At 62.6% G+C, this 16,860-nt stretch carries 20 protein-coding genes; 14 read left to right on the plus strand and 6 right to left on the minus strand.

Annotated elements, in window-relative coordinates; all coding sequences use genetic code 11:
* Positions 1–94: 94 nt before the first annotated feature.
* Positions 95–1,861, minus strand: a complete 1,767-nt coding sequence (locus HGI47_RS00530; RefSeq protein WP_168850831.1) for a hypothetical protein — start codon at positions 1,859–1,861, stop codon at positions 95–97.
* Between the two features lie 66 nt (positions 1,862–1,927).
* Positions 1,928–3,154 (minus strand): TIGR04063 family PEP-CTERM/XrtA system glycosyltransferase, encoded by a 1,227-nt coding sequence (locus tag HGI47_RS00535; RefSeq protein WP_168850832.1) that lies wholly within the window; start codon positions 3,152–3,154, stop codon positions 1,928–1,930.
* Between the two features lie 66 nt (positions 3,155–3,220).
* Here HGI47_RS00535 and HGI47_RS00540 point away from each other — a divergent pair, with 66 nt between their 5' ends.
* The 3 genes from HGI47_RS00540 to HGI47_RS00550 all read left to right on the plus strand — a co-directional run bounded on the left by HGI47_RS00540 (position 3,221) and on the right by HGI47_RS00550 (position 5,286).
* The gene (locus tag HGI47_RS00540) at positions 3,221–3,382 is read left to right on the plus strand and encodes a hypothetical protein (RefSeq protein ID WP_168850833.1); all 162 of its coding nucleotides are present in this window, start codon (positions 3,221–3,223) and stop codon (positions 3,380–3,382) included.
* Complete coding sequence (locus HGI47_RS00545; RefSeq protein WP_168850834.1) at positions 3,375–4,742, plus strand: putative O-glycosylation ligase, exosortase A system-associated; 1,368 nt, start codon at positions 3,375–3,377, stop codon at positions 4,740–4,742. Before HGI47_RS00540 ends, HGI47_RS00545 begins: the two co-directional genes overlap by 8 nt.
* An 82-nt stretch (positions 4,743–4,824) precedes the next feature.
* A complete protein-coding gene (locus tag HGI47_RS00550; protein ID WP_168850835.1) occupies positions 4,825–5,286 on the plus strand; it encodes a MaoC family dehydratase in 462 nt (153 codons plus the stop codon).
* Positions 5,287–5,359: 73 nt separating this feature from the next.
* On the opposite strand, the gene HGI47_RS00555 is transcribed toward HGI47_RS00550, so the two are convergent.
* Positions 5,360–6,616 (minus strand): polyhydroxyalkanoate depolymerase, encoded by a 1,257-nt coding sequence (locus HGI47_RS00555; protein ID WP_168851300.1) that lies wholly within the window; start codon positions 6,614–6,616, stop codon positions 5,360–5,362.
* A gap of 175 nt (positions 6,617–6,791) precedes the next feature.
* Here HGI47_RS00555 and HGI47_RS00560 point away from each other — a divergent pair, with 175 nt between their 5' ends.
* The 4 genes from HGI47_RS00560 to HGI47_RS00575 all read left to right on the plus strand — a co-directional run bounded on the left by HGI47_RS00560 (position 6,792) and on the right by HGI47_RS00575 (position 10,191).
* A complete protein-coding gene (locus HGI47_RS00560; RefSeq protein WP_168850836.1) occupies positions 6,792–8,606 on the plus strand; it encodes an ABC transporter transmembrane domain-containing protein in 1,815 nt (604 codons plus the stop codon).
* 42 nt (positions 8,607–8,648) lie between these two features.
* Entirely contained in the window at positions 8,649–9,470 is an 822-nt protein-coding gene (locus HGI47_RS00565) for an undecaprenyl-diphosphate phosphatase (RefSeq protein WP_168850837.1), read from the plus strand.
* A gap of 119 nt (positions 9,471–9,589) precedes the next feature.
* Positions 9,590–9,856, plus strand: coding sequence for a GlsB/YeaQ/YmgE family stress response membrane protein (locus HGI47_RS00570; RefSeq protein ID WP_168850838.1), 267 nt, complete (start codon positions 9,590–9,592; stop codon positions 9,854–9,856).
* Between the two features lie 65 nt (positions 9,857–9,921).
* Positions 9,922–10,191, plus strand: a complete 270-nt coding sequence (locus HGI47_RS00575; protein WP_168850839.1) for a hypothetical protein — start codon at positions 9,922–9,924, stop codon at positions 10,189–10,191.
* A 90-nt stretch (positions 10,192–10,281) separates the two neighbouring features.
* Here the strand turns inward: HGI47_RS00575 and phhA are convergent, their stop codons facing one another.
* Positions 10,282–11,172: a phenylalanine 4-monooxygenase gene (gene phhA / locus HGI47_RS00580; protein ID WP_168851301.1), complete on the minus strand. Its 891-nt coding sequence runs from the start codon at positions 11,170–11,172 to the stop codon at positions 10,282–10,284.
* A gap of 237 nt (positions 11,173–11,409) precedes the next feature.
* On the opposite strand from phhA, the gene rpmG reads away from it, so the two are divergent.
* The gene (gene rpmG / locus HGI47_RS00585) at positions 11,410–11,577 is read left to right on the plus strand and encodes a 50S ribosomal protein L33 (protein ID WP_168850840.1); all 168 of its coding nucleotides are present in this window, start codon (positions 11,410–11,412) and stop codon (positions 11,575–11,577) included.
* A 98-nt stretch (positions 11,578–11,675) separates the two neighbouring features.
* A complete protein-coding gene (locus tag HGI47_RS00590) occupies positions 11,676–12,335 on the plus strand; it encodes an outer membrane lipoprotein carrier protein LolA (RefSeq protein WP_168850841.1) in 660 nt (219 codons plus the stop codon).
* A 58-nt stretch (positions 12,336–12,393) separates the two neighbouring features.
* Here the strand turns inward: HGI47_RS00590 and HGI47_RS00595 are convergent, their stop codons facing one another.
* Together HGI47_RS00595 and HGI47_RS00600 are read right to left on the minus strand one after the other, a co-directional pair.
* The gene (locus tag HGI47_RS00595; RefSeq protein WP_168850842.1) at positions 12,394–13,407 is read right to left on the minus strand and encodes a TerC family protein; all 1,014 of its coding nucleotides are present in this window, start codon (positions 13,405–13,407) and stop codon (positions 12,394–12,396) included.
* Between the two features lie 60 nt (positions 13,408–13,467).
* Positions 13,468–13,644 (minus strand): DUF465 domain-containing protein, encoded by a 177-nt coding sequence (locus HGI47_RS00600; RefSeq protein ID WP_168850843.1) that lies wholly within the window; start codon positions 13,642–13,644, stop codon positions 13,468–13,470.
* 284 nt (positions 13,645–13,928) lie between these two features.
* On the opposite strand from HGI47_RS00600, the gene HGI47_RS00605 reads away from it, so the two are divergent.
* The 5 genes from HGI47_RS00605 (at position 13,929) to HGI47_RS00625 (ending at position 16,855) form a co-directional block, all read left to right on the plus strand.
* Positions 13,929–14,837: an SPFH domain-containing protein gene (locus HGI47_RS00605; protein ID WP_168850844.1), complete on the plus strand. Its 909-nt coding sequence runs from the start codon at positions 13,929–13,931 to the stop codon at positions 14,835–14,837.
* A gap of 9 nt (positions 14,838–14,846) precedes the next feature.
* The gene (locus HGI47_RS00610) at positions 14,847–15,044 is read left to right on the plus strand and encodes a toxin-antitoxin system HicB family antitoxin (protein WP_168850845.1); all 198 of its coding nucleotides are present in this window, start codon (positions 14,847–14,849) and stop codon (positions 15,042–15,044) included.
* Positions 15,045–15,130: 86 nt separating this feature from the next.
* The gene (locus HGI47_RS00615) at positions 15,131–16,117 is read left to right on the plus strand and encodes a right-handed parallel beta-helix repeat-containing protein (RefSeq protein WP_370521582.1); all 987 of its coding nucleotides are present in this window, start codon (positions 15,131–15,133) and stop codon (positions 16,115–16,117) included.
* A gap of 40 nt (positions 16,118–16,157) precedes the next feature.
* A complete protein-coding gene (locus tag HGI47_RS00620; RefSeq protein WP_168850846.1) occupies positions 16,158–16,496 on the plus strand; it encodes a hypothetical protein in 339 nt (112 codons plus the stop codon).
* Between the two features lie 53 nt (positions 16,497–16,549).
* The gene (locus HGI47_RS00625) at positions 16,550–16,855 is read left to right on the plus strand and encodes a hypothetical protein (RefSeq protein ID WP_168850847.1); all 306 of its coding nucleotides are present in this window, start codon (positions 16,550–16,552) and stop codon (positions 16,853–16,855) included.
* Positions 16,856–16,860 lie beyond the last annotated feature (5 nt).

A 16,860-nucleotide genomic window follows, 5' to 3' on the forward strand; every position in this document is an offset into this window, starting at 1 on the left:
GCGGTTTGCCAAGGCTCAGCAGCACAAAAGCGTGGCACATAGGCCACGCTTGGGCAGCAGACCACCCTTACGGACAGCCATTTGGCGCGGAGGGTTACCCCTGCGCAGTCATCCGCTGCAAAGTGGCAAGGGCAGCGCGAAGGGCGCGGTCGGCCTCTTCCGCATCAGCCACCACACCGGCGGTTGCCGATGCCGTATCCGCCAGAGGATCAACCGGGCTTGAAGGTGCCGCACGCCCCGGCGCAGCAAGGGGTGACCCGGCCACCGCGATGATCGACGACGGCGCGGATACGGCAGGCGCCGTAACGGAGGCAGCGCTCGCCGCAGGACCATCGAACGGACGGGGGGCACTTTGAAGCGGCGAAGACTGGCCGGGGAACACGACAACCGGCTCCAGGTCATCGATCTCAACGTCGCTGTCGTCATCATCGTCGTGTGAAAGGCGCAGCGCCTGGGCACGGTGGCTGCCAGAACCCATATCGAGAAGCGACGGATAGCGCTCTTCGATCACTTCGGTCGTGTCTTCACCCTCGTCCCAGACGGCAACCTCGTCGTCCAGTGCATCGGTATCCAGTGCGTCGCTGCTTTCGGGATCAACAGCAGGCTCGAATGCCTGCACCGAAGCGGGCACGCGCAGGAAACGGTCAAGGCCGGGCACATCGTCTTCATCGAAGGCATCGGCTTCGGGCTCGAAAGGCTGCAGCGCTGCGGGGCGCAGTTGCACGACGCGCTCTGTGGAAAGCTCCGACGCCTGCAACGGAGCCTCGACTTCAGTCTGGGCTGAATGGAAACGGGCAATAGCCGGAGCGGGGGTCGGCGCGGCGATGGCAAAGGACGGGGCCTCTTCCGGCGCATCCACAGGTGCGATTTCGCTGGCAGCGGACGACGACACGAAAGGTTCGGCAGCAGGAACCGCATAAGGCGCGACCGGTGCCTGCGGCGCAGCAGCGGCGCGTGCGCTGCGGCGGCTAATGGCCAGCGCGAGGCGCTCGGTCAACTGGACCAGCCCCAGATCGTCCAGCGGCGTGCGCGCCAGCGGCAGGGCTGCGGCAGCAGGAGCCTGCAGCAGCGGAGTCTTGACCAGCGGGGCGGACGGTGCAGGCGCTTCTTCGCAAGCAGACTGTTCGGTTGCCGGTGCGTCGTCCGCGACAGCTTCGACAGCGGCGGTTCCGGCGGGAGCGGCGAATTGCTGATAGGCATAGCCCTCCTGCTCATCGGCCACGCTCTCGTGCGCGACCACTTCGGCATCACCGAACAGCAGGTCGAGCGCCAGTGGGTCTTCGGCCCCTTTCTCGCCATGTGCCGGATCTTGGTCAGCAGCGGGCTGGTCGAAGTCAAAATCGTCATCCCACGGCAGGTGCGCAGTTTCGACGATTGCGGGGGTCGGTTCGGCAAAGGGCGCAGCACCATCAGCGGGAAGCTCGTCGGTCAACGTGAACTCGCCCACGACCGATGGTTCGCCCAGATCTTCGATGGGATTGAGCGGGCGGCGGTGATTTGCAGACTTGACGTTTGACGGCTGCACCACGGGGGCGTTGGCGGCCTCGGCACGACCGAAAGCGCGGGCGCGAACCGGCACCTCCTGCTTGGCGCTCGCAAGGCGACGACCGATCACATAGCCGATCAACCCGCCCACGCCCATCATCACGATGGCCACCAGCGCCCGAACGGTGAAGCCGAGCGGCGGCTGCGCAGCAGGCAGAATTTCTGGAATACCGAGTGCGACGACCGGCCCTTCGAGCAAGGCAGGTGCAACCGCAAAACTGCCAAGGCTGAGGAATGCCGCGAACCACAAGGCTGTCACAACCGGGAACATCGGGTGCGCGGTGATGGGCTTTGGCTTGCGCTTGGTCACGGTCACTGGCGTTACGTCCTGCTCTCTTCCCGGTTGATTCCCGGCTCCGTCATGGTCCGCAAGCAGCGCCGTTCAGGCTGCCACTGCGGGCACTTTGACGGTGGGTAACAGGACTTGGTAAACGGGATGATAACGCATCACGTTGATTGCCCAGTCATGGCTTTCGCGCACGAAACACTTCGCCACCTCGCGCCGGGCATCCCAGCCTGCGCGATTCTGCAACAAATCCACCATTGCAGCCGCCAGCGCGGCAGGATCATCGGGCGCAAAGAGCGTACCGGTGGCACCATTCTGGATCAATTCCCGGTGCCCACCCACGTCCGATGCGGCAACCAGCTTGCCTTGCGCCATCGCTTCCAGCGGCTTGAGCGGGGTAACCAGTTCGGTCAGACGCATGGCCTTGCGCGGATAGCAGACGACGTCGACCAGCGAGTAATAGCGGTCTACCTGATGGTGCGGCACGCGCCCGACGAAACGGATCGCGTCCGCCGCCGAAGAGGCCGCTGCCTGCACGCGCAGTTCGGCCTCAGCCGGACCGCCGCCCACCAGCAGCAGTCGCGCATCGGGCACTTGCGCCACAATTTCGGGCATGGCCGCGATCATGTCGTCCAGCCCCTCATAGGGATAGAAGCTGCCGAGGAACCCGATCACCGGGCCATCGCCCAAGGCCAATTCACTTGCCAGTGCAGCATCGCGCGGCAAGGGATCGCCAAACATCTCCAGATCGACCCCGTTGGGCATGATCGATATTTTTTCGGGCGCAAAGCCCCGCGCGATCAGATCCTGCCGCAACCCATCACAAATCGTCACAACCCGGTCCGCACCGCTGACGACCTCGTTTTCCAGCACGCGCGTGAGCCAGTATTTGGCGGAACCTTCGCGCCCGGTGCCGTTGCCGACCGCCGCATCTTCCCAGAAAGCGCGGATTTCATAGACCACCGGAATACCCAGCTTGCGCCCGGCCTTCACCGCCGCAAAGCCACACAGCGAGGGCGAATGGGCGTGAAGCACATCGGGGCGCCATTCCTGCGCCAACGCCACGATCCGTTCGGCCAGCGCAGAGACCTCGCCCCATTCGCGCACCAGCGGCAAGCCCTGTGCTATGCCGGGCGTGCGGTAGAACAGCAGGCCATCCACTTCTTCCGGATCGCCGTAGAGTGCAGCACTGTGCCGTTGCCCGGTCACGCCGCGCACTTCCAACCCCATCGCCTGCTGCGCCTTCAGGATCGCGCGCGTGCGGAAGGTATAGCCGCTGTGCAGCGGCAGCGAATGGTCAAGGACATGAAGCACGCGGGTCATCGCCCGCTTCCTGCCAGACAAGCCTTAACGCCGCGTCAACCCCGATGGTCTAACCGCGTCTGCACCATGATCGACAAGTTCACCGTCTTCCTCCCGCATTTCCTGATGGCGCTTGCCGTCTGGCGGCTGCTGAAGCGCGATGATCTTGATGACGATCCATCACTGCCCAGCCGCCGTGCGCCGTTCCGCAACCGACGACAACAAACGTCTGGCGACGCCGATGCTTGACCTGTTCCTGCTCAGCTTCGTGCTGGCCTTCATCGGCGCGGGCTTCCGCCGCCCGTTCATCTTCGTGCTGGCCTATACTTATATCGACGTGGTTTCGCCGCAGAAGGTCAGTTGGGGGATTCTCAGCCACATCCCGGTTTCGCTGATCGCCTTCATCTGTGCGTTCGGCGCATGGTTTGTGGCAGAAGACAAGAACGGCACCCGCTTTTCGCTGCGCCAGTTCGTGATGCTGATGTTGCTGATCTATTGCGGAATGACCACGCAGCAGGCCGATTTTCCGCTCGAAGCGGCTGAGAAATGGTCATGGGTGTGGAAAGCACTGATCTTCGCGATGTTCCTGCCGCTCACCTTGCGCACGCGCCTGCGGATTGAAGCGCTGACGTTGGTCATGGTGCTGTCGATCGGCGTGATCGTGATCGGCGGCGGGATCAAGACGATCACCGGCGGCGGCGGCTATGGCACGCTGCGCCTGCTGGTGGACAACAACACCGGGCTTTATGAAAGCTCGATCATCTCGGCCGTATCCATCGCGGTGATCCCGCTGGCGCTGTGGCTTGCGCGCTTCGGCACCATTTTCCCGCCCGACTGGCGGGTAAAGGCCTTTGCCTGGGCACTATGCTTTTCCTGCGCGCTGATGCCCATCGGCACCGGCGCGCGCACGGGGCTGGTCTGCGTAGTGGTGCTCGCCGCTCTAATCCTGCGCACGGCCAAGCGGCGTGTGCTGATCCTGTCGCTGATGGGCGCAGGCGCGCTTATTGCCCTGCCCTTGCTGCCGGCAGAGTTCGTCGCCCGGATGAACACCATCGGCAATCACCAATCCGATGAATCCGCCTCCACCCGCGTGGCGGTGTGGATGTGGACGCTCGATTTCGTGAAGGATCGCCCGTTCGGCGGCGGTTTCGATGCTTATCGCCAGAACAAGCTCGAATACAACGCCGTCACCGCCGAAAACGCGGGCGACAACAACACCGCGCTCGAATACCGCCCGGTCGTGGATCAGGCCCGCGCCTATCACTCCAGCTATTTCGAGATGCTGGGCGAACAGGGGTGGCCCGGCCTTGCCATGTGGCTGGCGCTGCACCTCTTGGGCCTGTGGCAGATGGAAGTGCTCAGACGGCGCTTCCGCAAGGAAGAAAGCGAGGCGTTCCGCTGGGTTTCGCCACTGGCCGAAGCCTTGCAGCAGGCGCAGGTGATCTACCTTGTCGGCTCCACCTTCGTCGGCATCGCCTTCCAGCCGTTCTGCTACATGCTGGTGGGCCTGCAATGCGGGCTGTGGGCCTATATCCAGCGCGTGAAGGCAGCTAAGCCCGAACCATTTCGCAAGGCGCGTGGCATGAAGAACGCACCCGCCGCCGCTTAACCGCCTGCTTAAACCGGCTTGCACATCGTTCGGCTTGCCGCCATCCTGCCTTGCAATAGAGCAAACAGGAGAGCATCGCGCCATGACCCGGTTCATCCCCGCCAACGCAATCAAGGAAATGGTCGGCCAGGTCGTCGGCACGTCTTCATGGGTGGAAATCACGCAGGAGCGGGTGAACAAGTTTGCCGAGGCGACCGGCGATTTCCAGTTCATCCACGTCGATCCCGAAAAGGCAAAGCTCACGCCCTTTGGCGGCACCATCGCGCACGGCTTCCTCACCCTCTCGCTGATCCCCCTGCTGACGATGGAAAGCGATTGCCCGCGCCCTGAAGGCATCAAGATGGGCGTCAACTACGGCGGCAACCGCACCCGCTTCCTTGCCCCTGTCCGCGTGGGCAAGCGCGTGCGCGGCCATTTCAAACTGCTGGAAATGGACGAAAAGCGCCCCGGCCAATGGCAACAGACAATGGAAATCACCATCGAGATCGAAGGCGAGGACAAACCTGCGCTGCTGTGCGAATGGGTCAGCCAGTTCTTCGTTTGACTTTTTGGGTATGAAAAAAGGCTGGTCGAGCCATGCCAGACCAGCCCTTTTCGTGTCCGATGCTCGGTGGTTTTCAGGCCACCACGCTCAGCTTCCGACCATTGGCCTTCTTCTCGAACGTCGCAATCCATTGCTCTACAACCGGGGCAATGGACGACCGCCAGCGCGAACCGTTGAAAATGCCATAGTGGCCGACTTCGGGGGCCAGCAGGTATTGCTTCATTTCATCGGGCAGGTTCGGCGTCACCTTGAGCGCGGCCTTGGTCTGGCCGATGCCGGAAATGTCGTCACGTTCGCCCTCGATGCACAGGATCGCGGTGTCGGTGATTTCGCCAAGGTCCACTGCCTGCCCGCGATGCACCAGTTCCCCCTTGGGCAGGGCATGGCGCTGGAACACCACGTCCACGGTCTGAAGATAGAACTCGGCAGGAAGATCGCAGACAGCGCGATATTCATCATAGAACGCCTTGGTCGCATCGGCGTTTTCGTCTGCGCCGGCATTCATATGCTGGAACAGCTTGTAATGGCTCATCATATGGCTGGCCATGTTCATCGACATGAAGCTGGCAAGCTGCACGAAGCCGGGATAAACGCGCCGCCCCTCGCCCGGATAGTTGGCGGGCACGGTGGTGATCACGTTGTGCTTGAACCAGACGTGCGGCTTGGTGATCGCGTGATCGTTCACCGCAGTGGGGCTTTCGCGCGTATCGATCGGGCCGCCCATCATGGTCAGCGTGACCGGACGACAGGGGTGCTTGTTCGCCCCCATGATCGCGGTTGCCGCAAGCGATGGCACCGAAGGCTGGCACACCGCCAGCATATGCGCACCTTCCCCAATATGTTCGAGGAAGCCGGTAAGGTAATCGATGTAATCATCAAGATCGAACACGCCCTCAGCCAGCGGCACGTATTTCGCATCGGCCCAGTCGGTGATGTAAACGACGCAGCGTTCCAGCATCCGCTCCACCGTGCCGCGCAGCAGCGTGGCATAGTGCCCGCTCATCGGCGCAACGATCAGCAGACGCGGCGCATTCTTGGGCAGGCCATCGTGCGTGAACATCTTGAGGTCACCGAAAGGCCGCGTGACCACCGTGGTCTCTTTCACCGCATGAACGTGGCCATCGACATGGATAACCTTGATCCCGAAGGCGGGCTTGCCACGCGGCGCTGCGGCATGGGCGAACACGTCAAGCGCGTTGGCGATGGTCTGCGACGGGCCGACGCCCGCCCAAGGATTGCGAGGATCGGTGAGAGCGTCGGCCATCATCGAGGCCCAGGCGCTGCCCGCATTCATCAGCGAACGCTGGATTTCATAAGCCTTGTAAAGCACTGCGAACACCTTTTTGCTTGTTGCCCCGCCAGTGGCAAATGCCGCCGTACAGGGAGTCGTTGCAGGCAGATTGCCGCGATTCGATTGTTTGTGCAATGCAACAAACATCCAGTCAGGTTGTGGCCACCCAACGCTCCCCCTTTCGGCAGGGCGTTGCTTAGGCTAGGCGAGGCGCATGGACGAGCAGACCCAGCAGCCCGAACCGCTAACATACACGCCTGCCGAACCGGCCGCCAAGGCCCGGAACCTCGGCCCGCTACGCATGATCTGGGCTGAAGCCGCGCGCTACCCGGGACACCTTGCCGCCGCTGCTGTCGCTTTGGTGGTCACGTCCGCCGCCACGCTGGCGATCCCGTCCGGCTTTCGGCTGATCATCGACAAGGGCTTTGCCGCCGGGGCTGACGTCGACCAGCTTGGGCGCTGGTTCCAGTATCTGCTGCTGATCGTCCTCATCCTTGCCATCGGCACGGCCGGGCGCTTTTATTTTGTGTCATGGCTGGGCGAGCGTGTCGTCGCTGACGTGCGCCTGAAAGTGCAGGCCAACCTGCTGCGCCTGCCCCCGTCATTCTTCGAAACCAACAGCCCGAAGGAAATCGCCTCGCGCATGACCTCGGACACGGCGGTGATCGAACAGGTCGTTGGCACCACAGTCTCGGTCGCCTTGCGCAACACGATCACCGCCATCGGCGGCGTGGGTTACCTGCTCTACCTCGCGCCAAAGCTAACTGCGATCCTGCTGATTGGCATCCCGCTCGTCGTCGGCCCCATCGTGCTCATCGGTCGGCGTTTGCGCAACGTATCGCGCTCAAGCCAGGACCGCGTTGCCGGGATCGGCGTGATCGTTTCCGAAGTGCTGGGCGCGATGAAGATTGTGCAGGCCTTCGGGCAGGAGAGCCGCGAACTTGCCCGCTTTGGCGGAAAGGTCGAAGCCACTTTCCAGACCGCGCTCCGCCGTATCTCGATCCGCGCAGGTATGACCGCCGTGGTGATCCTGCTGATCTTCGGCGGCATCACCATGCTCGTCTGGGAAGGTGCGATTGGCGTTGCCAATGGCACCATAAGCGGCGGAACGATCTTTGCCATCGTCCTTACCGCCGGCCTTGTCGCAGGCGCATTGGGTGCGCTGTCCGAAGTCTATGGCGATCTTCTGCGCGGCGCGGGTGCGGCCAGCCGCCTCAACGAACTGCTGCGCGAAGAGCCGGAAATCGCCCCTCCTGCCCGCCCCACTGCGCTGCCGGTGCCGCCACGGGGACAGCTTGCGTTCCAGAACGTCGCCTTCCGTTATCCGTCGCGCCCCGAAGTGCTCGCGCTCGACGATTTCTCGCTCACCGTCGAACCGGGCGAAACGGTCGCTATCGTCGGCCCATCGGGCGCCGGCAAGTCCACGCTGTTTCTCCTCGCCCAGCGGTTCTACGATCCGCACGGCGGCACCATCCGCATCGATGGCGTGCCGCTGACCAGCGCCGACCCGGCAGAAATCCGCGCCCGCACGGCGCTCGTCCCGCAGGACGCCACGCTGTTCGCCGCCTCCGCACGCGATAACCTGCGTTATGGCAACTGGGGCGCAACCGATGAAGCGATCTGGGAAGCGGCCCGCGCTGCCAATGCCGAACAGTTCCTGCGTGATCTGCCACAGGGCCTCGACACGTTCCTTGGCGAAGACGGCGCACGCCTTTCGGGCGGCCAGCGCCAGCGCATCGCCATCGCCCGTGCAGTGCTGCGCAATGCGCCGATCCTGTTGCTCGATGAAGCCACGTCCGCACTCGATGCCGAAAGCGAACGCCTCGTTCAGGACGCGCTCGACCGGCTGATGAAGGAACGCACGACCTTGGTCATCGCCCACCGCCTCGCCACGATCCGCGCGGCAGACCGCATCGTGGTAATGGATGACGGCCGCATCGTCGAGCAGGGCACGCACGCTAGTCTGACCGCTGCGGACGGTCTCTATGCCCGGCTCGCGCGCCTGCAATTCGATGGGATGGCTGCTTAACCCTTGACTTGATGCTGCACTGCGGCGAACCCACGAGGCATCATGGATTCCATCATCACTGCCATCCTGCTCGGCATCGTCGAGGGTCTTACCGAGTTTCTCCCGGTATCCTCCACCGGCCACCTGATCCTCGCGACAGAACTGTTCGGCTTCGATCCGCACCAGTGGGCGATGTTCAACGTGGTGATCCAGTTGGGCGCGATTCTGGCTGTGGTCGTGCAATACTGGCGCACGTTCTGGGCGGTCGGCATGGGCCTGCTCCGGCTTGAACCGATGAGCTTGCGCTTCTTGCGCAACCTGCTTGCCGCGTTCATTCCCTCTGCCATCCTCGGCCTTACGCTCAAAGACTATATCGACGTTCTGCTCGGCAGCCCCTCGGTTGTCGGGTGGGCGCTGGTGATCGGTGGTATCGCCATTCTGGTGATCGAAAAGGTCGCCAAGCCCGGCGAACTCACCGGCATCGGGCAACTTCCGCTCAGCCAGGCGCTTGGCGTCGGCTTCGTGCAATGTCTGTCGATGGTTCCCGGTGTCAGCCGTTCGGGCGCAACGATCATGGGCGCGCTGGCGATGGGCATAGAACGGCGCACGGCGGCTGAATTCAGCTTCTTCCTCGCCATCCCCACCATGCTTGGCGCAACCACGCTTGAACTGCTCGACAATCGCGAAGCGATCATGAGCGGCACCTTGGGTGCTGGTGGCGTTGGCTGGACCGAGATTGCGGTCGGCTTCATCGTCTCGTTCATCGTGGCACTGGCAGTGATCCGTCTTTTCGTGGCCTATGTCAGCCGCGCAGGCTTCAAGCCCTTTGCATGGTATCGCATCGTTGCCGGTGCCGCCGCGATCATCTGGCTGGCAATGCGCTGATTTTTCAAGACTGAACACAAGTCCCGTCAACACCCCACCGCAAATGCGGAACGAATTGCGCTGTCCTGAATTTACCGGACACACAGCCACTTACGGCAACAGTTCAAGGGGTACTTACAATGGGCCTGATCGTTCTTCTCATCGTCGGCGGCATTCTTGGCTGGCTGGCCAGCATCGTCATGCGCACCGACGCACAGCAGGGCATTTTCCTCAACATCGTGGTCGGCATCGTCGGCGCTTTGCTTGGCGGCTTCCTGCTCGCTCCGCTGATCGGTGGGGGCAGCATCACGCAGGGCATTTCGGCCGGCACGCTGATCGTTTCGTTCCTTGGCGCGCTGATCCTGCTCGCGATCGTCAACCTCGTCCGTCGCGGTTCGGTTCGCTAATCGCGCTGATCAAACACCCAGAGGGCGGTTCGCAAGAGCCGCCCTTCTTAACGAAAGGGATGCACATGAAAGGTTTCCTCAAAGGCGCGCTGATGGTGCCCGTTCTCGCGATGGGCCTCGGCCTCGCCGCTTGCGACAGCAAGCAGGAAAACGCCGCCGAAGATCAGGCTGACGCCGTTCGCGATGCGGCAGACGCCACCGCCGATGCGATTGATGCTCAAGCCGATACAATGTCCGGCGCGTCGGAAGACGCGATGGAGAACAAAGCCGATGCGGTTCGCAAGTCGGGCGAAGCCAAAGCCGACGCAATGGAAGACAAGGCCGACAAGATGTAAGCTCCGGTTTACCCGGAACACTGCCTTGATGGCCAAGGAAGCCCGGCACTACCCTGGAGGTGCCGGGCTTTTTCTATGCCGACGGGACATCTACGTGGGCACCGCCCCCGACCCGTGCCCGCCGCGCAGGTGATACTCCAGCGTCCCCCGCTGCAACACGTCGTCCACGTCGATCACAGCCGTATTGGCATAGGTGAACCCCGGTCCCAGCCCGCGATAGAGGCGGTCGAAATCGCGCTCCACGGTCTGGTGATAGAGATCAGCAAAGCTCTCGATCACGAAATACGTCGGCTGCAGATCGTCGATCACGTAATCGGTGCGCATTACCCGGTCGACGTTCAGCATGATCCGGTTGGGCGATGCCCCTTCCAGCGCAAACACGGCCTCGCGCGGGCCGGAAAGAATGCCTGCGCCATAAACCTTCGGCGCGCCGCCCTCGATCACCAGCCCGAATTCCACCGTGTACCAGTAGAGCGCGCCAAGCGCCTTCAGCCGGTTGTGCCGCATCGCCTTCCACCCGGCGCGGCCATACTCCTGCATATAGTCGGCATAAGTCGGATCAGTCAGCATCGGCACATGCCCGAACACATCGTGGAACACGTCCGGCTCTTCGATATAGTCGAACGTTTCGCGCGTGCGGATGAAATTGCCCGCAGGAAAGCGCCGATTGGCCAGATGCCAGAAGAATACGTGATCGGGGATCAGCATGGGCACGGGCACCACGCTCCACCCGGTCAGCGCATCCAGTTCGCCCGATAGTCGCGCAAAATCGGGCACCCCGCCTCGCCCAAGGTCCAGTCGCTCAAGCCCCTGCAAAAAGGCGCTGCACGCCCGCCCCGGCAGCACATCCATCTGCCGCGCATAAAGCGCGTCCCAAATATCATGCTCGTCGCTGGCATAGCGCCGCTGTGCAGGCTCAACCCAATCTTCTCCCACCCGCTCCGGGCGCTTGAGCGGCGCGGTATAGACGCCTTCGGGCATCTCAGGCAGGCGCATGTAATCAAAGGCGGAAGTATCAGCAGCGGTCATCGATTTATCAATCTGGTTACGTATGCAACCAATATCACGCCCGCTGCGTTCCGGCAAATCGCAAGACCTGTCTCTCCGTGCTTGACTTCACGGTGATTCTACCCCAACGGCCCACCCCTGTGACGGCGGCGTGGAAACGCGCCGCCACATTCGTTTTCAGATTCGCGCGCGAAATATCAGGATAGAGTCATGGCAAAGCCCACCACCGTCAAGATCCGTCTGGTCTCGACCGCAGAAACCGGCTTCTTCTACGTAACCAAGAAGAACCCGCGCAACACGACCGAGAAGATGACCTTCCGCAAGTACGATCCCGTCGTGCGCAAGCATGTCGAGTTCAAGGAAGCGAAGATCAAGTAATAAGGCGCTTTTGCGCTTTACAACCGCCTGAACCGCCGGTCTCCTCGGAACCAAGGCGGTTCACGGCGAGTTCAACGCCGACACTGCAAGGAACGGCGATGAACACGATCAACACCTCACTTCGCAAGATAGGCCGCCTTGGCGCGGCCTTTTCCCTTGCCTTGGCGGCGGGTGCGCCCGCCATGCTTGCCGCGCCCACCGTGGCGCAGGCACAGGCTTCCGACGTCGAACGCGCTGTCTCGGCCCTTCGCGGCATCAGCACGCTGCGCGCCAATTTCGTGCAGACGGATCGCTCCGGCCAGTCGATTTCGGGCGTGCTCACCATGAAGCAGCCCGGCCGCATCCGCTTCCAGTATCAAAAGGGCGTGCCCCTGCTGATCGTGGGCGATGGTAAAGCGCTGACCATGATCGACTATGAAGTGCGCCAGGTGCAGCGCTGGCCCATCGGCAACAGCCCTCTGGGCGCGCTGCTCGATCCCAAAAAGGACGTGGCGCGCTTCGCCAAGCAGCTTCCCACTGGCGATGCTGGCGTGATCAGCCTGCAAGTGCGCGATCCAAAGCATCCTGAATATGGCACGATCACCATGATCTTCGTGCGCAATGGCGCCGCGCCCGGCGGTCTCCAACTTGATTCGTGGGTTGCGCTGGATTCACAGAACAAGCGCACCACGGTCCGCCTTTCAGGCCATCAGTATGGCGTGGCGGTAGATGACCAGACGTTCAAATGGAAAGACCCGCGCCCCACCACCCGGCGCTGATCGAAGCCAGACATAGCGAAACAGAATCCCCCTCCGCGCAAACGGAGGGGGATTTTTATCAGTTCACGGTGCCCGGTGCGATGGGCTGCTCTGGATCGTGCAGCGGCATCCCCCGCGTCTTCCACAGCGAATAGGCCACGCCACCCGCTATCAAGGCAAACGTCACGCCAAGGCTCAACGCGGGCGGAAACTTGTCGCCGCCCAGCAGGAAATCCGAAACGAAAATCTTGCTGCCGATGAACACCAGCACCGCCGCCAGCGCATACTTCAGGTAGGCGAAGCGTTCGATCATCGCAGCCAGTGCAAAGTACAGCGCGCGCAGGCCAAGGATCGCCATGATGTTCGACGTGTAGACGATGAAGGTGTCGGTCGTGATCGCAAAGATCGCGGGCACCGAATCGACCGCGAACACAAGATCGGCCAGATTGATCACCACCAGCGCCAGGAACAGCGGCGTGGCGGCGTTGACCATCTTTCCGGTCTTCGCGTCCGGCACTTTCACGAAGAAGTGCTGATCGTGCAGTTCCTTGGTCACGCGCATGTGGCGGCTGATCCAGCGAACAGCCGGGTTGTTGCCGATGTCGGGATCATGATCGTTCGCAAAGAACATCTTGATGCCGGTGAACACCAGAAACGCGGCAAAGATATAAAGTACCCAATAGGCCTGTTCGACCAGCGCAGCACCACCTGCGATCATCGCGCCGCGCAGGATGATGACAGCCACGATACCCCAAAGCAGGGCGCGGTACTGGTATTTCGGCGGGATGGCGAAGAAGGTGAATATCAGGCTGATCACGAACACGTTGTCGATAGACAGCGCCTTTTCAATGAAGAACCCGGTGTAATATTTCATTCCCAGATCCGCGCCCTTTTCGGCCCAGACCCATGCGCCGAAAAGCAGTGCGATGGTGATGTAGAAGGCGGTCAGCTTCAGCGATTCACCGATGCCCATCGCCTTGTCCTCCTTGTGGAGGACGCCAAGGTCAAACGCGGTGAGCGCAACCACAAGGCCGAGGAAAGCCAGCCAGAACCACGCGGGCGTTCCCAGCCAGTCTGCGAAAAGAAATTCCATCTATCGTCTCCGCACCCCGCCGTGCCCGCAATGCGCAGGGAACAGCGGGGTTCCTCTATTTCAGACTGTTGCCAGAACAGCCGCTTCGGGGCGGCGCAGGAACAGGCGGGCGAGACGGCTTTTCACCGTGGCCTTCAACTGGCGCAGGCGCATGGCTTCCAGCGGATCGCGCGCTATGCGCAGCGCCGCGTCCAACTTCTGGTGGCGTTCGAGCAAGTGGAAGTAACGGTCGGACATCAAAGTAACCCTTCGAAAGCATTGCGTTCGATCGGGGATGACGTGCGTTGGACCCGTCAGGTCAGGAACTGGGATAAGACCCGGACCCAAAGCATCGGCATCACCCGATGCGGTCCGACATCACGAGGCGCTTCCCATATTGGCGAAAGCACCGCGCCAGAGGGGCCCGGTCCGCTCACATAAATTGGAGCGATTCGATCTTGATTGCAAGTGAAATCGGAATCGCTTGCGGGCAGCGCCGCATATGATATTAAAGTGATATCAGATTTAGAGGGATGAATTCGATGGCTGATTCGAAGACGCATTCGGCAAGCACGGAAACCTCGGCATGGTCGACCAATGGGTACGCCATGCTGATCCTGATGATCGTGCTGGTGGTGCTGACCGCCGCGCGCGTGCTCGGCTTTGCTTCCAGCGAACCGGGCGAATCCGACGTGCTCTCTTTCCTCTCCACGATTTTCCTTGGCCCGGTAGTCATCGTCCTGATCGCGTCGGGCTTTTACATGATCCAGCCCAATCAGGCGGCGGCGATCATGCTGTTCGGCTCCTATCGCGGGACGGATCGCAACCACGGGCTGCGCTGGGTCTGGCCGTGGATGAGCAAGACCAAGATTTCGGTCCGCGCGAACAATGTCGTGTCGGAAAAGCTGAAAGTGAACGACCTGCGCGGCAACCCGATAGAGATCGCCGCCAACGTAGTCTGGCGCGTGTCAGACACCGCGCAGGCGCTGTTCGACGTGGACGATTACAAGGCCTTCGTCTTCGTCCAGATCGAAAGCGCGGTGCGCTCCATAGGGTCGCGCTATCCTTATGACGATATCGAACATCACGAAGTGACGCTGCGTGGCCACCACGATCAGATCAACGCCGAACTGCGCGCCGAACTGAACGCGCGGTTGGTGCTGGCCGGGATCACCGTGGACGAATGCGGGCTGACCCACCTTGCCTATGCCCCCGAAATCGCCGGCGCCATGCTCCGCCGCCAACAGGCCGAGGCGGTGATTTCCGCGCGCAAGAAGCTGGTCGAAGGCGCGGTGTCGATGGTCGAACTCGCGCTCGATCAGCTATCGGCCAAGAACGTGGTCGAACTCGACGACGAACGCCGCGCGGCGATGGTATCGAACCTGATGGTCGTGCTGTGTGGTGAGCGCGATACGCAGCCGGTCGTCAATACCGGCACGCTCTACCAGTAAGCCGATCGCGTGGCAGCCGCCCCCAAGAAAGCCTTCCCGCTGCGCATCGATCCGGCGCTCTTCGCCGCGATCGAGCGCACGGCGGCGGCTGACCTGCGCTCTGCCAATGCCCAGATCGAAGTCCTGCTGCGCGAGGCACTGGCCAAGCGCGGCGTCAAGCTGGCCGATGCAGAACCTGTGCGCCGGGGAAGACCACCCAAAGCCTAACCCTTAGACCAGCCCTTGGAACGCAAGGGCCTGTCAATCATTTCGCGCTATCCCGGCACCGAGAACGCCGGGACAGGATGCGTATGATGAACCCTTTTGCCCTTCGTGAGCGCCGCCATCATGGCCAGCGCCTTGCCGTGATGCTGCTGGGCGTCGCGGTGGTGGCGGCCATTCCGGCAACAGCGCTGTTCGCGCAGGGCCAGCGCACGCCCTATACCGTCGTCGAAACCGGGCGCACCTTCGCCGCCCTGCAGGATGCCGTGAACGCCATTGGCGAAGGCTCCGGCACCATCCAGATCGAACCCGGCGTCTATCGCGATTGCGCGGTGCAAGGCGCGGGCGATGTCGGCTTCGTGGCGCAAGTGCCGGGGCAGACCGTGTTCGATGGCGCAGCGTGTGAAGGCAAGGCCACGCTGGTCGTGCGCGGGCGCTCCACCCGCGTCGAAGGGCTGATCTTCCAGAACGTGCGCGTGCCCGATGCCAATGGCGCAGGCATCCGGCTTGAGCGCGGCAATCTGACCGTGCGCCAATCATGGTTCCGCGATAGCGAACAGGGCATCCTCTCTGCCGACGATCCCACCGGCGCGGTGCTGATCGAACAGTCCACTTTCAGCCGCCTTGGCCGCTGCGACCGTGGCCTGTCCTGCGCGCATTCGGTCTACTTCGGGGAATACGGCAGCGTCACGATCCGCCGCACCCGCTTTGAAGCCGGACGTGGTGGCCACTACGTGAAAACCCGCTCAGCCCGCGTCGACGTTTCGCAATCCAGCTTTGACGATACCGGCGGCAAGACCACCAACTACATGATCGACCTCTCCGCCGGAGCCACCGGGCGGATCGCCGACAACATGTTCGTGCAGGGACCGGACAAGGAAAACCACAGCGCCTTCATCGCCGTGGCCGCAGAAGGCCGCGCGCACAGTTCCGCAGGCCTGCTGGTCAGCGGCAACGACGCGCGCTTTGCGCCGGGCGTGCGCTGGGGATCGGTCTTCGTGGCAGACTGGTCGGGCGATGCGATATCCATCGGTCCCAACACGCTGGGTAGCGGCCTGACCAAGTTCGAAAAGCGCTGAACTTGCCCTTGGCGGCCCCTGCCCCTACCTTAAAGGCGTGTTGAGCCGCCTTTCCCTGAACCTTGCCGGACGGATCTGGGCGCTTGTTCTTGCCCTGACCGTGCTGGCACACGCCACGGTGCCGTTCGAGGCACCGTTGCAGGCGCGTACCGGATCGGCGTTCAGCGCGGCCACGGTGGATCTGGCCGTCGCGCCCGAACGCAAGGTTCAGGTGCAGCGTGCGATGGTGCCCGTCACCCCGCCAAGGCCCGTGACAACGCTGGTTCCCCCTGCCCCCGCCGTAGAGCACGCTGAACACTTCTGGCCGCCCCAAACCGCGCCACCCGCGCCTGCGCCGCTGCTGCTGCGCCCTGCGCCAAGGGCACCGCCCCTCTCCTGAACTGCCGCTGCGCCCCACCGGGCGCCGATCAAACGCATTTCAGGAATACAACAATGGCAAACAGTTCAACCATCGCGGCTGCGGTGGACGCGCGCCGCGCGCATGTCGAAGCCCTGCTCACCGCCTATCCCGATGTCACCCCCGAAGAACACGCCCTGCTGATCAACTGGTTCAAACGCGAAGCCAGCGCGCTCGACGTGGCGCTCGTGGCCAGCAATCCGGCGGCGCAGCGTGGATACCGCAAATTCCGCGCGGAACATGTCGACCGCTTTACCGCGAAAGATATGGTTCGTGCGCTGCTGTTCGTGGCGGTGGTCGCCGGGCTGGTGCTGGTCACCGTGGCAGGCGCGCCAGTCTGAACCGG

It is taken from the genome of Novosphingobium sp. ERN07 (assembly GCF_012641335.1).
In the GTDB taxonomy this organism is placed as follows: Bacteria; Pseudomonadota; Alphaproteobacteria; order Sphingomonadales; family Sphingomonadaceae; genus Novosphingobium.

Bases quoted from the DNA above. Each gene is read 5' to 3' on its own strand.
- HGI47_RS00565 (WP_168850837.1), top strand. From the start codon at position 8,649: ATGGATTCCATCATCACTGCCATCCTGCTCGGCATCGTCGAGGGTCTT.
- rpmG (WP_168850840.1), top strand. From the start codon at position 11,410: ATGGCAAAGCCCACCACCGTCAAGATCCGTCTGGTCTCGACCGCAGAA.
- HGI47_RS00595 (WP_168850842.1), bottom strand. From the start codon at position 13,407: ATGGAATTTCTTTTCGCAGACTGGCTGGGAACGCCCGCGTGGTTCTGG.
- HGI47_RS00550 (WP_168850835.1), top strand. From the start codon at position 4,825: ATGACCCGGTTCATCCCCGCCAACGCAATCAAGGAAATGGTCGGCCAG.
- HGI47_RS00560 (WP_168850836.1), top strand. From the start codon at position 6,792: ATGGACGAGCAGACCCAGCAGCCCGAACCGCTAACATACACGCCTGCC.
- HGI47_RS00540 (WP_168850833.1), top strand. From the start codon at position 3,221: ATGATCGACAAGTTCACCGTCTTCCTCCCGCATTTCCTGATGGCGCTT.
- HGI47_RS00570 (WP_168850838.1), top strand. From the start codon at position 9,590: ATGGGCCTGATCGTTCTTCTCATCGTCGGCGGCATTCTTGGCTGGCTG.
- HGI47_RS00605 (WP_168850844.1), top strand. From the start codon at position 13,929: ATGGCTGATTCGAAGACGCATTCGGCAAGCACGGAAACCTCGGCATGG.
- HGI47_RS00615 (WP_370521582.1), top strand. From the start codon at position 15,131: ATGAACCCTTTTGCCCTTCGTGAGCGCCGCCATCATGGCCAGCGCCTT.
- phhA (WP_168851301.1), bottom strand. From the start codon at position 11,172: ATGCCCGAAGGCGTCTATACCGCGCCGCTCAAGCGCCCGGAGCGGGTG.
- HGI47_RS00625 (WP_168850847.1), top strand. From the start codon at position 16,550: ATGGCAAACAGTTCAACCATCGCGGCTGCGGTGGACGCGCGCCGCGCG.
- HGI47_RS00600 (WP_168850843.1), bottom strand. From the start codon at position 13,644: ATGTCCGACCGTTACTTCCACTTGCTCGAACGCCACCAGAAGTTGGAC.
- HGI47_RS00575 (WP_168850839.1), top strand. From the start codon at position 9,922: ATGAAAGGTTTCCTCAAAGGCGCGCTGATGGTGCCCGTTCTCGCGATG.
- HGI47_RS00590 (WP_168850841.1), top strand. From the start codon at position 11,676: ATGAACACGATCAACACCTCACTTCGCAAGATAGGCCGCCTTGGCGCG.
- HGI47_RS00535 (WP_168850832.1), bottom strand. From the start codon at position 3,154: ATGACCCGCGTGCTTCATGTCCTTGACCATTCGCTGCCGCTGCACAGC.
- HGI47_RS00545 (WP_168850834.1), top strand. From the start codon at position 3,375: ATGCTTGACCTGTTCCTGCTCAGCTTCGTGCTGGCCTTCATCGGCGCG.